The 14,579-nt window shown below is 74.4% G+C and carries 12 protein-coding genes; 1 reads left to right on the forward strand and 11 read right to left on the reverse strand.

Annotated features, from left to right (window positions below):
- Nucleotides 1-24: 24 nt before the first annotated feature.
- From D3P35_RS01955 to D3P35_RS02005, 11 genes are all read right to left on the reverse strand, one after another.
- A complete protein-coding gene (locus tag D3P35_RS01955) occupies nt 25-582 on the reverse strand; it encodes a cytochrome b (RefSeq protein ID WP_118132756.1) in 558 nt (185 codons plus the stop codon).
- Nucleotides 575-1,282, reverse strand: a complete 708-nt coding sequence (locus D3P35_RS01960; RefSeq protein ID WP_118132757.1) for a RibD family protein — start codon at nt 1,280-1,282, stop codon at nt 575-577. Before D3P35_RS01960 ends, D3P35_RS01955 begins: the two co-directional genes overlap by 8 nt.
- Nucleotides 1,283-1,339: 57 nt before the next feature.
- The gene (locus D3P35_RS01965) at nt 1,340-2,908 is read right to left on the reverse strand and encodes an OpgC family protein (protein WP_118132758.1); all 1,569 of its coding nucleotides are present in this window, start codon (nt 2,906-2,908) and stop codon (nt 1,340-1,342) included.
- Nucleotides 2,905-4,266: a tetratricopeptide repeat protein gene (locus D3P35_RS01970; protein WP_118132759.1), complete on the reverse strand. Its 1,362-nt coding sequence runs from the start codon at nt 4,264-4,266 to the stop codon at nt 2,905-2,907. The genes D3P35_RS01965 and D3P35_RS01970 overlap by 4 nt, the downstream gene beginning before the upstream one ends.
- Before the next feature lie 429 nt (nt 4,267-4,695).
- Nucleotides 4,696-5,043, reverse strand: coding sequence for a hypothetical protein (locus tag D3P35_RS01975; RefSeq protein WP_118132760.1), 348 nt, complete (start codon nt 5,041-5,043; stop codon nt 4,696-4,698).
- A gap of 87 nt (nt 5,044-5,130) precedes the next feature.
- Complete coding sequence (gene cobM, locus D3P35_RS01980) at nt 5,131-5,922, reverse strand: precorrin-4 C(11)-methyltransferase (RefSeq protein ID WP_118132761.1); 792 nt, start codon at nt 5,920-5,922, stop codon at nt 5,131-5,133.
- Entirely contained in the window at nt 5,919-7,850 is a 1,932-nt protein-coding gene (gene cobJ, locus D3P35_RS01985) for a precorrin-3B C(17)-methyltransferase (RefSeq protein ID WP_232830330.1), read from the reverse strand. Before cobJ ends, cobM begins: the two co-directional genes overlap by 4 nt.
- Nucleotides 7,838-8,542 (reverse strand): precorrin-2 C(20)-methyltransferase, encoded by a 705-nt coding sequence (gene cobI / locus D3P35_RS01990; RefSeq protein ID WP_118132763.1) that lies wholly within the window; start codon nt 8,540-8,542, stop codon nt 7,838-7,840. Before cobI ends, cobJ begins: the two co-directional genes overlap by 13 nt.
- A gap of 334 nt (nt 8,543-8,876) precedes the next feature.
- Entirely contained in the window at nt 8,877-10,073 is a 1,197-nt protein-coding gene (gene cbiE, locus D3P35_RS01995) for a precorrin-6y C5,15-methyltransferase (decarboxylating) subunit CbiE (protein WP_118132764.1), read from the reverse strand.
- The gene (locus D3P35_RS02000; protein WP_118132802.1) at nt 10,070-10,705 is read right to left on the reverse strand and encodes a precorrin-8X methylmutase; all 636 of its coding nucleotides are present in this window, start codon (nt 10,703-10,705) and stop codon (nt 10,070-10,072) included. Before D3P35_RS02000 ends, cbiE begins: the two co-directional genes overlap by 4 nt.
- Nucleotides 10,706-11,730: 1,025 nt before the next feature.
- Nucleotides 11,731-12,915: a sirohydrochlorin chelatase gene (locus tag D3P35_RS02005; protein WP_118132765.1), complete on the reverse strand. Its 1,185-nt coding sequence runs from the start codon at nt 12,913-12,915 to the stop codon at nt 11,731-11,733.
- 566 nt (nt 12,916-13,481) lie between these two features.
- On the opposite strand from D3P35_RS02005, the gene D3P35_RS02010 reads away from it, so the two are divergent.
- Nucleotides 13,482-14,468 carry a glutathione S-transferase family protein gene (locus tag D3P35_RS02010; RefSeq protein WP_118132766.1) on the forward strand — a complete coding sequence of 329 codons (987 nt, stop codon included), beginning with the start codon at nt 13,482-13,484 and terminating at the stop codon, nt 14,466-14,468.
- Nucleotides 14,469-14,579: the final 111 nt, after the last annotated feature.

Raw genomic sequence — 14,579 nt, forward strand, 5'->3', positions numbered from 1 at the left:
GGCCTCCGCCGCGGGCGCCCCGGTTCAGCCGATCATCCGGCCCAGCACGCCGTCGCGCTTGAGGAGGCCGTGGTAGAGGGCAGCGAGGATGTGGATGCAGGCGAGCACGCCGATGGCGATGCCCAGAACCCCGTGCACGCCCAGAACGCTCTCGGCGAAGGGCTGGTCGGGGCCCGAGATCGCCGGCATCTCGAACAGGCCGTAGAAGGGCAGCGGCGCGGGATAGGCGCTCACCCCCAGCCAGCCCAGCACCGGCACCACCAGAAGCAGCAGGTAGAGGATGCCGTGCACCGAGGAGGAGGCGATGCGCTCGAAATCGGTGAGGGGCGGGTAATAGGGCGGCTTCGCGAAGGCGAGCCGCGCCGCGATGCGCAGGATCATCAGCGCCAGCACCGCGAAGCCGGTGGACTTGTGCAGGGCGTAGAGCGTGTCGAACCCGGCCGGGCCGAGCAGCCCTTCCACCGCCGCCTTGTTGGAGAAATCCGCGATCACGAGGCCCGCGGGCACCATGAAGATGACCAGGAGCGCGATGGTCCAGTGCAGCAGGCGCTGCAGCCAGTGGTAGTGAAACCCGTCATCCATCGCCGCCGCGCTCCCAGCTCCGCCGCATGTCGCAGGTGAAGAGCACGTCGCCGTCCTCGAACACATGCACCTTCGTGTGCGGCCTGAGCGCCTGGTCTAGCTCGGCGACCGGGGAGCGCCGCAGGCCGGACTTTCCGGAGCCGATGATCATCGGCGCCATGAGAATATGCAAGAGATCGATGGCCTCGGCGTCGAGAAAGCGCGACAGCGTCTCGGCCCCGCCTTCCAGCAGCACCCGGGTGAGGCCCCGCGCGGCGAGCGCGGCGATGATGTCGCGCGGCGCGATCCGCCCCTCCGGTGCCGGCAGGCGCAGCACGGCACAGCCCGGCGGCACCTGCGCCTCCGGGCCGGTGACCACGAGCACCTGCCCCGCCCCGTCATGCAGCAGCTGCGCGTCGCGCGGCATGCGGCCGCGCGGGTCGATCACCACCCGCACCGGGTTCTCGCCCGCGCAGCGCCGCACGGTGAGCGAGGGGTCGTCCGCAGCCACGGTGCCCACGCCCACCATCACCGCGTCCACGCAGGCGCGCAGCCGGTGCAGGTGGTCGAGGGCCGCGGAGCCGTTGATGTATTTCGACGCGCCGGTGACCGTGGCGATGCGCCCGTCGAGCGTCTGCCCGGTCTGGGCCACCACCAGCGGCCGCCCGGCGGCGGGCACCGGCAGCAGCGGGCTCTCGGTATCAAGGACGGTGTAGTTCATTCTGTCGACCTCCCTCACGGCATACGCGGGAACGCCGCGACCAGATCATCCGTTGCATCATTCGGCCGGATGAACCCGCGGCGCCCGGCCCGGCGGCGTCGCGCCCGGGGCCCGTCCTGCCCCCTGCTCCGCTTCCGTCCGGCCCCCGCCCGCCGGCTTCTGCCGCCAGGGCTGGGCCTTGAACCATGCCACGAGATAGGCCGTCGCCACCAGCACCGCGCAGCCCCAGAGGTTTACCAGCATCCAGCGGAGCATGTCGCGCCCCAGGATGTCGAGCAGCCAGCCGTTCACCTGCGCGAGCAGGATGGAGACCATGAACACCGCGAGCGACTGGGTGCCCACCTTGCGCACCACCGGCACCAGCCCGCGCAGCCCCGCACCGCAGAGCCAAGCCCGACGCCCCGGCCCCAGCGCCGCCCAGCCCAGCAGCGCGAGGCAGACGAGATGCAGCACCTGCAGCGGCCCCACCAGCATCGGCGGCGCGACCAGGCTCAGCCCCAGCACGCGCGGCGCGGTTTGGGCGAAGAGGTGAAGGATGGCCGCGTCGAGCCGGGGGAAGAAGGTGCCGATCTCCTCGATCCAGGCATAGGGCGCGGTGAGCAGCGCGAGCGCGCCCGCCGCAAGCAGCACCGCCCGCCCCGGCGCCCGCGGCGCGGCCACGCCGCTGGAGAGCCGCACGCCCCCCGGCCCCACCGCCACCCAGGCGAGATAGGCGAGGGCGAGGAAATGCAGCATGCGCAGAGCGCCGAGCTCGGTCTTCCACCACAACGGCTCGGTGGCCGCGCGCACCGCGGCCACGCCCTCGCGCAGCGCCCAGTCCGCCGGCAGCCAGCCCGCGTCATGCACCTGGTGCCAGGCGAAGGGCACGACGAGCAGGAGCCAGGCGGCACAGAGGGCCACCAGCCGCCGGCTCACCGGCGGCGCGGGCAGCCAGCCCATGCCGAAGGCGAAGCCGGTGAAGAACACCAGCTGCCAGCCGAAGGGGTTGAAAAACCACGGGATCTCCGTCGCCCAGGGGCGCGAGGGCAGGTCCAGCGCCCCGGTCTGGGCCAGCGCCCAGAGCCCGATCACGAACACCGCCACGGCGCCCGGCCCCAGCCGCCCGGCCAGTGCCATCACCACCGGCACCATCATCAGGATGACGATGTACATGGGCAGGATGTCGAAGAAATTCGGCACCCAGGTGAGGGTGAGCAGGCCCAGCAACGCGGCGCCCGTATCCTCGAAGAGCGGCAGGACCGGCAGCAGCGTGACGTAGCGCACCCCCTCCGCGCCCAGCCCGTAACGGTCGACCGCATGGAGGAAGGCGACGGTGACCAGCACCATGCCGATCTGCGCCCAGTACACCTGCCACACCCGCTGGGCGATGCGCGCCGTGCCCAGCCACCAGCCCGAGCGCCGGTAGGCCGTGCCGAAGGCGAGCGCCGAGGCGAAGCCCGAGCAGAACACGAAGATCTCGGTCGCGTCGGAGAAGCCGAAGCGCGCCGGGATCCACAGCGCCCAGGCGTTGCCCGGCGTGTGGGCCATGAGGATGATGAACATCGCGAGGCCGCGGAAGAAATCCAGCCGCGGGTCGCGCCCGCGCGGGGGCGGCGCGGCGGGGGTCGGCGTGTCGGCACGGGTCATTCGGCGGCGAGCCCCCCGCTGGCGAGGGTGCGGTGGCGGTCCTCGGCGCGGGCGCGGACGCGGGCGGAGTAGCCGTCCGCCCCGCCACGCCCGGCATTGCGATGCGCGAGCAGCGCGAGGGCGGTGTCGGTGGCGCCGGCGCGCAGGGCGGCCTCGATGGCGAGGCGCTGGAACAGGTCGCGCTGCGCGTGGCTGCCGCCCAGCCCCTGCGCCCGGGCGAGCCCCTGCACCAGGCTGCGCGCGGCGGCCCCGTAGGCGCCCTCGCGGAACTGCAGCAGCCCGCGGGCCAGCGGCACGCCGCTCAGCGCCGCGATCTCGTGCTGGTCGTGCCCCGGGCGGGCGGCGTCGCGCGCGAGGCGGGCGGCGAGCGCCTCCGCCTCGGCCACACGGCCGGCGCGCACGAGGGCCACCTGGTAGTGCAGGTCGGCGAAGACCAGGGCGCCGTCGTCCACCCGCGCCGCGGCGAGGGCGGCCAGCGCTTCCCAGCGCGGCCCCACGCCCGCGCCCTCGAACTCCAGCCGCAGCAACAGCGAGGCGGCGTTGGCGATGTCGCGGAAATCGTCGGTGTCCTGCGGGCGCACCCGGCGGTCGTAGAGTTCCAGCGCCGGGCCGGTGGCGCCGCGGTCGAGGTGGAAGAGCGCCAGGTGCCACCAGACGTGGTAGCCGAAGTTGTTGCAATGCTCCCAGTGCGCGCTGCGCCCGGCAAGCCAGCGCACGCCGTCGGCGGCGCGGCCGGTCATGTCCATCACATGGGCGACCGCGTGCAGGCCCCAGGCGTCGTCGGGAGAGAGTTCCAGCCCGGCACGGCCGGCGGCCTCGGCGGCGCGGTAGGCGCCGGTCTCCTCCAGCGCGAAGGCGTGGCAGCCCAGCAGGTAGCCGCGGGCCGGGTGATCCTCCCAGAGCGGCAGCAGGCGCACGGCGCCGGCGCGCATGGCGGCGGGGTTTCCGGTGAGAAAGCGCAGGCTCTGGGCGAGCTTCATCGCCAGCGCGTCGCGCGGGGTCCCGGCGAGCCAGGTCTCCAGCGCCACCGCGCCGGCCGCGTGGTGGCCGGAGAGGCAGCAGTCCAGCGCATCGAGATAGGCCGCGGCGCGGGGTTCGGGCGCGCCGGTGAGCAGGTTCCGGGCCGCCATGGCCGCGCGGGTGGCGGCGGGAGTGAGCTCGGACCGGCAGAGAGAGACCAGGAAAAGCCCCTTCGCGGCATGACCGGCTGCGAACCCGGGTGCTGCACGCAGCAGCTCGTCCAGCGCCGTGCCGGTCCAGGCGCCATGGGCCAGCGCGCCGTGCTGCACCCTGTCCCAGGCCGCCAGGGCCGCGGCATCCGGCAGGTCTGTCGCTATTCCGTTGAGATCCGTGTGCATGCGTGCCTCCCGTCGGCCGTGGTTCTGGAACGGCCGTCACGAAAAGCATGCGCGGGCTCCGGCGCGCCGCCAAGCGCACATCGGATATTTCACCGCATTGTTATGGGACGTCATTGCCCCGAAGGGGCATCAGAAAAAGGAACCGAAGGGACATCGGAAAAGAACCCGAAGGGGCATCGGAATAGAACCCGCAGCGACGCCAGCGCAGAACCCGAAGGGACGTCAACGCAGGAGCCGAAGGGGCATGGGGAAACCAGACTTCTCCGGGGTATCGCATACGGCATCCGCCCGCCTGTCACGAGGCGTCCGGGCGGAGAGGTCGCGGCCCCGCCGCGATCCGCGGGGAAGCCCGCCGGGCTACGTTGCGCGAGGCCAGGCAGTGGCCCCGCGAGCGGGCCGGCCGGCGCGTGGCCGACCGGAGCCCTGCTCTCAGCCCTCGATGAGCGCGGAAGGCGCGTCGTCGTCGCGCTCGTAGTCGATGGCGGGGGCATCGGTGACGCGGGTGCGCTGCTTGAACTCGTATTCCATCGTCTCGCCCACCTGCTCGGCGCAGACGATCAGGCAGGAGGCCACGTGGGTGCCGCCCTCGAACAGGTCGACCCGGCCGCGCAGGGCGTGGCCGCCGGCCGCCACGGCGAAGCCGCTCGACCAGAGACGCAGCACCGGCTGGCTGGTGCTGCCGTCCCGCACGGTGAGGCGCGGGGCGCGGGCGCGCGGCGTCTCGGCCCGGGCCGAGCCGAGCCCTTCGAGGATCTCGCGCGACAGGAACGTCTCCATCGATCTCTCCTTCCGAGGAAGCCTGCGGCCGGGAGGCATCCCGGCCTGGAGGTAGGAAGGTTGAAGATGACACAGCAGGGTTAACGATCAACCCTCGGCGGCAGAGGTTTTCGCGCTGTGCTTTCCGGGCCGCAGGATGTGCGGCCGCGCGCCGTCGTAGAGGGCGCTGTCGCGGAAGGCCTGGTCCTCGGCCATCGCGGGGCCGACGAAGACGAGCGCCGTGCGGGTGATCTTGGCCGCGCGCACCTTCGGCCGGATATCGGAGAGGGTGCCGCGGATGATCTGCTCGTCCGGCCAGCCGATCCGGTAGGCCACCACCACCGGGCAGTCGGGGCCGTAGAGCGGGCTCAGCTGCCGCTCGATCTCGCGCAGGTGCCGGATGCCGAGGTGGATGGCGAGCGTGGCGCCGGTGCGCCCGAAGGCCTCCAGCGTCTCGCCCTCGGGCATGGAGGTGGATTTCACCGCGAGCCGGGTGAGCACCACCGACTGGGCGATCTCGGGGATGGTGAGTTCCTGCCCCAGCGCCGCGGCGGCGGCGGCATAGGCGGGCACGCCGGGGGTGATCTCGTAGGGGATGCCGTCGGCCTTCAGGCGGCGGATCTGCTCGGCGATGGCGCCGTAGAGCGAGGGGTCGCCCGAGTGCACGCGCGCCACGTCGAGCCCCTGTGCGTGGGCGGCGCGGATCTCGGCATGGGTTTCATCGAGGGTCATGGGGGCGGTGTCGAGCACGCGCGCACCCGGGGGGGCGCAGGCCACCACCGCCTCGGGCACCAGCGAGCCCGCGTAGAGGCAGACCGGGCAGGTCTCGATCAGCCGGCGGGCCTTCACGGTGATCAGGTCGGGGTCGCCGGGCCCGGCGCCGATGAAATGGACGGTCATGGGCGGGGCTCCGCGAGGTCCGGGGTTTCGGGGGCGTCGATGCGCTTTGCGTAGCCGCGCGGGGTGTACATGCGCGGGCCCTCGCCGAGGGCCGCGAGGCGTGACTGCGAGGAGCCGACGATCACCACCGTGAGCATGTCGACCTCGTCGACCTCCAGCGCGTCGAGGCGGCGGTAGCGCAGGTTCTCCTCCGGCCGGCCGAGCGAGCTTGCCAGCAGCACCGGCGTGTCGGCCGGGCGGTGGCGCAGCAGGATGTCGCGCGCCTGCGCCAGCAGGGTGCGGCGGCGCCGGCTCACCGGGTTGTAGAAGGCGATGACGAAATCGCCCTGTGCCGCGGCGTGGAGGCGCTTCACGATGGCCTCGCGCGGGGTGAGAAGGTCGGAGAGCGAGATGGCGCAGAAATCATGGCCCAGCGGCGCGCCGGCGCGGGCGGCGGCGGCCTGCAGGGCGGAGATGCCGGGGCAGCTCACCACCTCCACGCGGCGCGCGGCGGCAGAGACGCCGCCGTTTCCGGCGTCGCGGTCGAGCAGTTCGAAGACGAGGGCGCCCATGGCGTAGATGCCGGCGTCGCCCGAGCAGACGAGGGCGATGTCGCGGCCGCGGCCCGCCTCCTCCAGCGCGTGGCGGCAGCGGGCCTCCTCGCCGCCGAGGGGGAAGTCGGAGCGCGGCTTGCCGGCGGCGATGGGCCCGAGCAGGTCGATGTAGAGCCCGTAGCCCACAAGTTCGTCGGCCCGGGCGATGGCCTGCGAGGCCTCGGGCGTGCGCCACGAGGCCTGGCCGGGGCCGATGCCCACGAGCGTCACCCTGCCCCGGGCCCGGCCCGGCAGCGCGGTGAGCGGCTCGGGTGCGCGGGCGAGGGCCGCCGTTGCCATGGCGGTCTTGCGCTTCGCGACCACGAGGCGGCTCTCCGGCCCGGCCCCGGCCAGCGCCGCGGCTTCCGCCACGCCGTGGCAGCCCACCTCGGCGAAGACCACCTCGGAGGGGGTGGCGAGGCGCGGGGTCAGCGCCTCCAGCGCGGCGGCGGGGAAGACACGGAAGGGCACGCCCAGCCGGCGCGCCACGCTAAGTATGCCGGCCTCGTCGGCCTTCACGTCGAGCGAGCAGACACAGGCGAGCGCACCGGGGGCCACGCCGGCCCCGGCCAGCACCTCCATCGCGAGCGCATGGAGCTCCTCCTCGCTGCAGCCCCGCGCGGCGCCGAGGCCGAGCACGTGGCGCTGCGGGTGGTAGACGAGCGCCCCTGCCCCGCCGGCCACGGGCGCCTCGCCCTGGACGATGCGCAAGGCCTTCGCCGGACCGGCAGGCCGGTCCGCCCCGGTGCCCGCACCGGGGGCATCCGGCGCCGCGGGCGCCGGATGCGCGAAGGCTGCCGCCCGCCACGGCCCCTCGCCCTCGACCTCCACCGGCGCTCCGGCAAGCAGCGCCGCCATCGCCGATTTCGCCGCGTCCGGGTTCGCCAGCCGCCAGCCCGGCGGGGGCGCGTCGAGCGCCACGCCGAGCGCGAGATCACCGGCCGTTGTCACCGCTGCACGGGTGCCGAGGGCCTCGGCGATAGCGCGCGCCAGCCGGTTCGCCCCGCGGTGCCCGCCCAGGAGCGGGATGGCGCAGGAACCGTCCTCCGGCACCGCGAGCACCGGTGGCTCGTGGCGCTTGTCCGAGAGCAGCGGTGCGACGGCGCGGATCAGGATACCGGCCGCGCAGACCCCGATCATCGGGTGTCCGGCGGCAAAGAGATCGCGGGCATGGGCAAGCGCGTCGGGAAACACGAGGTCCACGGCCTCCGCCGGCACGCGCTCCGCCCGGCCGTGCAGGGCCGCTCCCAGCGCCTCCGCCACCCGCCGCGCCACGGTGAGGCCCGAGGCGGTGAGGCAGAGCACCACCGGGCGGGGGCCGTCAGGGCGTCCCGCGGTTACCGTCATCCCAGCCATGGGTCTCCTCCCTTGCGCAGCAGGATCATCGAGAAATAGGGGGCTGCGTCCGGCGCCATTGCCAGCGGCAGCACCTTCGCCTCCGGATGGCCGGCGCGCTCCACGTAGACCGCGCGCTCCGCGAGACCCTCCTCGGCGAGGAGGGCGCGGATGCGGGCCAGGTGCCGGCCGATCTTCAGGATCGCCAGCGCGTCGGCCGCTCGAACGGCGGCGCGCAGCTCCGGGCCGGCGAGCGGCGCCGGCATCACGGTGAGCACCTCGTTGCGCGCCGCGAGCGGCCGGCCGGCGAGGGCCGCACAGGCGGTCACCGAGCTCACCCCCGGCACGATCTCGCAGGCAAAGCGCGGCGCGAGCCGGGCGTGCAGGTACATGAACGAGCCGTAGAGCAGCGGGTCGCCCTCGCAGAGCAGCGCCACGTCGCGGCCCGCGCCGAGCACCTCGGCCAGCCGGGCGGCGCCCGCGTCGTAGGCGGCCTGGGCGGGGCCGCGCTCGGGCGTCATCGGCACGTCGATGCGCAGCTCCTCCGCCCCGGGGCGGATGGCGCCGGCGGCGATCTCGCGCGCCATGCTCGCCGCGCCCGGCCGCGCCGGATAGGCCACCACCGGGCAGGCGCCGATCAGCCGGTGCGCGCGCAGGGTCATCAGCTCCGGGTCGCCCGGGCCGAGGCCGATGCCGTAGAGCGTGCCGCTCATGCCCGCCCCCCGCGAACCCGCGCGTGCCGCCCGCGGCAGGCGGCACGGGGCGGGGCATCCCCCCGCACGCCCGCATCGCGGCGCCGCATCGGCGCGGCGCCGGAGGGGCGGAACGGCCCCCGGGGCGCGGCCGAACACCGGCCGGAGCGCGCGGGGCATGGCGCGCCGGCGCCTTGCCCCCGGGCCGCGCTGAAGGGAGCGGGCTTCCTTGGCGCACTGCCGCGCCGGCGCACGGCCGAGCACTCGCCTCCCGGCCGCGTCGCGCCGCGTGACGGGCCGCGCCGCGCCTGCGCGGGGCACGGGTGCATGCGGGTGGGACAGGGTTCGACACGCGTCATCCGTGCAGGCTCCACTGGGTGACCGGGCGCAGCGGCGTCCAGCCACGGTGCGGGCCGAGGGGGCCCGCGCGGGAAACGGCGATCTCGGTGAGGGTTCCGCCGTGCCGGGCCTGCAGCGCGGCGGCGAGGGCCGCGGCCTCCAGCGTCACGCAATTGGCCACCAGCCGGCCGTGCGGGCGCAGCGCCGCCAGGGCGGCGTCGACCGTCTCCGCGCTCAGGCCCCCGCCGATGAACACCGCGTCGGGCGCCGGCAGGCCGGCGAGCGCGCCGGGCGTGCTGCCGGAGACGAGGCGCAGGCCGGGCACGCCGAGGCTGCGGGCGTTGGCTTCGGCGAAGGCGCGGCGGTCGGCCCGCTGCTCCACGCCGATGGCGCAGGCATCGCGGGCGGCGCGCATCCACTCGATGGCCACCGAGCCCGCGCCGCAGCCGAGGTCCCAGAGCAGCTGCCCGGGCATCGGCATCAGCCGCGCGAGGGTGAGGGCCCGCACCTCGGCCTTGGTGATGGTGCCGTCATGGGCATAGACCGCCTCGGGCAGTCCGGGCAGGCGCGAGAGCAGCACGGCGTCCGGGCCCGCGACGCAGTCGATCGCGAGGGTGTGGAAGGCGGGCGCCTCGCCCTGCCAGTCCCGCGCGGTGGCGGCGAGGCGGCTCTCGCGCGGGCCGCCCATGGCGGCGAGCACGGTGAGCCGGCTGTCGCCGAAGCCGCGGGCGCTGAGCAGCGCAGCCACCTCGCCGGGGGTGCCGGCCCCGCCGGAGAGCACCAGCAGCCGCGCGCCGGGCATCACGGCGGGCAGCAGGCTCTCCACCGGGCGGCCGTGCACGGTGAGGGTCTCGACCCCGGCCAGCGGCCAGCCCATGCGCACCGCGGCGAGCTGGAAGGCGGAGGGGTGCGGGTGCAGCTCCGCCTCCGCCCCGAAGGTGGCGGCGAGGCTCTCGCCCACGGAAAACCACATCGGGTCGCCCGTGGCGAGCACCGCAACCCGGCGGCCGCGCAGCGCGCCGATCTCGGCGGTCAGCGCCGAGAAGGGCGAAGGCCAGCGCAGCCGCTCGGCCGGATGGCCCTCGGTGAGCGCATGGTGGCGCGCGCCGCCGACGAGCACCTCGGCCCCCTCCAGCGCCGCGCGGGCCCGGGCGCCGAGCCCCTCCGGCCCGTCCTCGCCCATGCCGATCACCTGCAGCCAGGCGCCGCTCACCGGCGCTCCTCCGGCAGGCCGGCGGCAAGCGCGTTCACCGCCGCCGAGGCCATGGCCGAGCCGCCGCGCCGGCCGCGCAGCGCGACGAAATCGCAGCCGCGCGGGTTTGCCGCCAGCGCGGCCTTGCTTTCCGCCGCCCCGACGAAGCCGACCGGGAAGCCGAGGATCAGCGCCGGGCGCGGCCAGCCGCGATCGAGCAGCTCGAGCAGGTGGAAGAGCGCCGTGGGCGCGTTGCCGATCGCCACCACCGCGCCCTCCAGCCGCTCGGCCCAGAGCTCGACCGCGGCGGCCGAGCGGGTGTTGCCGATCTCGGCGGCGAGCCCGGGCACATCCGGCTCGGCGATGGTGGTGAGCACGGGGTTTGCCGCCGGCAGGCGGTTGGCGATGATGCCGGCGGCGACCATCCGGCAGTCGCACAGCACCGGGGCACCGGCGGCGAGGGCGGCCTGCCCGGCCGCGAAGGCACCTGGCGAGAAGGCCAGCCGGTCCGCCACCTCGACCATGCCGCAGGCGTGGATGACCCGGATCGCCAGCGCCTCCATGCCCGGCGGGAAGCGCTCGAGCCGCGCCTCTGCCCGCACGGTGGCGAAGGAGGCGGCGTAGATCGCGGCGGGGTCGCGCTCGTAGCGCAGCGGGAAGGGCAGCACGGTGCCCCCGGCGGGTGCGGTGCCCTCGGCCAGCTCCGCGCCCTCGGCTTCCCCGGTGGGTGCGGGGTCCGGCCGGCGCGCGGGCGCGCCCGCTTCCAGCACTCCGAGCGCGGCGGCGCGCAGGGCGGTCTCGTGGCCCGCGCCGAGGATCCAGCCCTCCTCGCGCTCGATCACCTCGCGCTCGCCGCCGCGTACCTCGGGGGCGAAGAGCGGGGCCAGCGCGCCGCGGGTGTCGAGCCGCGCGAGGGCGGCGGAGAGCAGGCTCACCTGCGCGCGATCGCGGATGGTCTCGCCCCGCGCCTCGAGCACCGCGGTTTCCGCCGCGATCAGCGAGGGGTAGATCTCGGCGAAGACGACAGGCGCCGCGGGGGCTTCGAGCCCGGTCTCGAAGGGCCAGATCGCCGCGCCGGGGATGGCCGCGCGCAGCCGGTGCAGCACCGGCAGCCCCGTGAGCGACTGCGAGCCGGCCGCCCCGGTGGTGTAGAGCTTCCACAGCGTCTGGGCGCGCGGCACCCGGGCCTCGACGATGCGGCGGTCGGGCAGGCCGTGGCTGGCATCGGGGCGGCGCACCGGCACGCCGGGATGGGCGAGGTTCGCCGGCCGGCTCCAGAACGGCCCCTCCCCCGGCAGCAGCGCGTTCACCGCCTCGGCCACGGCGAACCGGTTGTTCGCATTGTCCGGCCCGTCGGAGATGCGCCCGGCGAGCCAGGCGAACCAGGCGAGCGCCGAGGCGCTGCCGGTCACCACCTCCGCGAGGCCCCGCGGCGCGCCGAGCGGGAAATCGACGCCGCAGAACACCCTCCGGCCCGCCGCGCGCTCCGCGGCGATGAGCGTGCTCAGCCGCGCCTCCGCCGCTGCCCGGTCGCGGCAGTAGACCGTCTCCGGGGCGGAGGCGGCATCGCGCGCGATGCCGATCCAGATCGCGTCCACGCTCTCGCGCCTCGGCGAGCGTGCCGAGGCGGCCGACCAGTCGACGACGATCCAGGTGTCGAACAGTGCCGGGGCGCCGGTCACTTCCGCCTCACGCTCTCCGGCCCCAGCGGGTGGTCGGCATGCGGATAGGGGTGGTGGTGATGGTCGTGCCCGTGTGCATGACCGTGTGCATGGCCGTGATCATGATGGTGGTGATGCCCGTGCCCGTGCCCGTGGTCGTGCCCATGATCGTGGCCGTGCCCATGATCGTGATCGTGGCCATGGGAATGCCCGTGGCCGTCACCGTGGTGGTGGTGATGCCCGGCATCGGCCAGCCGGCACTCGCCGGTGCAGAACGTGTCGCACAGGGTGCAGTCGGAGACGTTGGAGCCCGGGGCGCTGGCGCCCTGCCCTTCCACGTGGTGGTGGTGGCTTTCCTGCGGCAGGCCCACCTCGGCCTCGAAGCCCAGCACCTGGGTGCGGTACTTGCACATGCCGCAGTTCATCGCGGTGTCGCCGTCGAGGATCTCGGTCACCCGTTCGGCGAAGGTGGCGATCACCTCCGGGTGGTCGTTGAGGTAGCCCGCCTTCACGAAGTCGATGCCGGGGTGCTTCGCCGCCGCCCGGTCGGTGAAACCGTAGATCCGGTCGATCAGGATGCCGGTGAAGAGGAAGTACGGGAACACGATCACCCGCCGGTAGCCCAGCTTCGCCACATGGTCGAGGCAGGGCTCGACGAGCGGGAAGGTGACGCCGGAATAGCCGGTCTCGGCCCAGCCGAAGCCCATACCCTCCCAGAGCAGCCGGGTGATCTTGGAGACGTTGGAATTCGCGTCCGGGTCGGAGGCGCCGCGGCCGATCACCACCAGCGCGGTCTCGTGCAGCGGCACCTCGCCGCGCTCGGCATTGGCGGCGTCCACGGCGGCGCGCACCCGCGCCCCGGCGGCGGCCACCATGCGCGGGTTCACCCCCAGCTCGCGGCCATACTGCACGGTGATGCCGTGCTGGCGGGCATAGGTATTGAGCACGGTGGGAATGTCGTTCTTCGCGTGCATGGCGGCGAAGAGCATGCCGGGCACGGCGAGCACATGGTCGACGCCCTGCGCGCGCAGCCGGTCGAGCCCGTCGCGGATCACCGGGTTGGCGAACTCGAGGTAGCCGTATTCCACCGGCCAGTCCGGCGGCAGCAGCGGGGGGAGCGCCTTCGCCAGCACCGCGAACTCGTCCACCGCCGCCTGCGAACGCGAGCCGTGGCCGCAGATCATCACGCCGATCTTCGCCATGCTCAGGCCTTCCGCAACAGGGGCTGCGGGGCGGGGCGCCGCCGGGGCGACGGGGTGTGTTCGGGGGTCGGCATGCGGGCTCCCTTTCCTGTCCGGTACGGACGGCGGGCGCAGCCCGGCCATGCCGCTGCGCGCCCTCGGGGGACAGTTCCGCCGCCACGGCCCCCGATATGGGTCGGCCTGCCGGCAGGACACCGTTCCGGCCCCTCCCGGGGCACCGTCCTGTTGCGGCGCGCAGCATAGGCGGGGCCCCGCCCGGGTTCAACGATCAATACCGCCGGGCGGCGGGTGGCCAGCGCCGCACGGCGGCGGGCAAACGGTGCCGCACGGCGGCGGGCAAGCGGTGCCGCACGGCGGCGGGCAAGCGGCGCCGCACGGCGGCGGGCAAACGGTGCTGTACGGCGGCGGATGGCCGGCGAAGCGCGCAGGCGGCGTATTGTCGCCGGCCGGCGGGCGCCGCGCCGGGCACCGCCGCATTGTCCCTGCTGCGCGAACAGTCTGCGCACGGCGCCGCGCTTTCCCTGCCCGGTCCACCCCCTATGTTGAGGGCCGAAGGGAGACTCGCGATGGGACAGCTTATCGACGGCCAGTGGCACGACACCTGGTATGACACGAAGAAGAGCGGCGGGCGCTTCGAGCGCAGCACCACCGCATTCCGCAACTGGGTGACGGCCGACGGCAGCCCCGGCCCCTCCGGCGAGGGCGGCTTTGCCGCCGAGAGCGGGCGCTACCACCTCTACGTCTCGCTCGCCTGCCCCTGGGCGCACCGCACGCTGATCTTCCGCGCCCTGAAGGGGCTGGAGGCGCATGTCGGCGTCGACGTGGTGCACCCGGACATGCTGGGCGAGGGCTGGACCTTCGCCACAGACCGCCCCGGCGCCACGGGCGACAGCCTGTTCGGCCTGCCCTTCCTGCGGGATATCTATACCCGGGCCGACCCCGGGATCTCCGGCCGCGTCACCGTTCCGGTGCTGTGGGACAAGCAGCGCGGCACCATCGTCTCGAACGAATCCGCCGAGATCATCCGCATGTTCAACAGCGCGTTCGACGGCATCACCGGCAACCGGGACGACTACTGGCCCGAGGCCCTGCACGACGAGATCGGCATGCTCAACGCCCGCGTCTACGACACTGTGAACAACGGGGTCTACAAGGCCGGCTTCGCCACCACCCAGCAGGCCTATGACGAGGCGGTGCAGGCGCTCTTCGCCTCGCTCGACTGGCTGGAGGAGCTGCTCTCCGCCCGCCGCTACCTCGCCGGCGCGCAGGTGACGGAGGCGGACTGGCGGCTCTTCACCACGCTGGTGCGCTTCGACGCGGTCTACCACGGGCATTTCAAGTGCAACCGGCGCAAGCTCGCCGAATACCCGGCGCTGTTTGCCTATGCGCGCGAGCTCTACCAGTGGCCCGGCGTGGCCGCGACGGTGAATTTCGATCACATCACCCGCCACTACCACTACAGCCACGAGACCATCAACCCGCACCGCATCGTGCCCATCGGCCCGGACACGGACTGGCTGGCCCCGCACGACCGCGACCGGCTGGTGTCCTGATCCCCGCCCGGCCCGTGGTCGTCTCGCGGGCGGCGGGGGGGCCGCGGCGGCCCGGGCGCGGCGCGCGCCGCCCGCGCGCGGCCCCGGCCGCTGAGCTTCGCCCAGCAGCGG

The sequence above is a fragment of the Oceanicella sp. SM1341 genome (genome assembly GCF_003448965.1).
Taxonomy (GTDB): Bacteria; Pseudomonadota; Alphaproteobacteria; order Rhodobacterales; family Rhodobacteraceae; genus Paroceanicella.

Excerpts from the sequence above, each read along its gene's own strand:
- cobJ (WP_232830330.1), bottom strand. The coding sequence starts at position 7,850 with ATGGCTGGGATGACGGTAACCGCGGGACGCCCTGACGGCCCCCGCCCG.
- D3P35_RS02010 (WP_118132766.1), top strand. The coding sequence starts at position 13,482 with ATGGGACAGCTTATCGACGGCCAGTGGCACGACACCTGGTATGACACG.
- cobI (WP_118132763.1), bottom strand. The coding sequence starts at position 8,542 with ATGAGCGGCACGCTCTACGGCATCGGCCTCGGCCCGGGCGACCCGGAG.
- D3P35_RS01960 (WP_118132757.1), bottom strand. The coding sequence starts at position 1,282 with ATGAACTACACCGTCCTTGATACCGAGAGCCCGCTGCTGCCGGTGCCC.
- D3P35_RS01955 (WP_118132756.1), bottom strand. The coding sequence starts at position 582 with ATGGATGACGGGTTTCACTACCACTGGCTGCAGCGCCTGCTGCACTGG.
- D3P35_RS01975 (WP_118132760.1), bottom strand. The coding sequence starts at position 5,043 with ATGGAGACGTTCCTGTCGCGCGAGATCCTCGAAGGGCTCGGCTCGGCC.
- D3P35_RS02005 (WP_118132765.1), bottom strand. The coding sequence starts at position 12,915 with ATGGCGAAGATCGGCGTGATGATCTGCGGCCACGGCTCGCGTTCGCAG.
- D3P35_RS01970 (WP_118132759.1), bottom strand. The coding sequence starts at position 4,266 with ATGCACACGGATCTCAACGGAATAGCGACAGACCTGCCGGATGCCGCG.
- D3P35_RS01965 (WP_118132758.1), bottom strand. The coding sequence starts at position 2,908 with ATGACCCGTGCCGACACGCCGACCCCCGCCGCGCCGCCCCCGCGCGGG.
- cobM (WP_118132761.1), bottom strand. The coding sequence starts at position 5,922 with ATGACCGTCCATTTCATCGGCGCCGGGCCCGGCGACCCCGACCTGATC.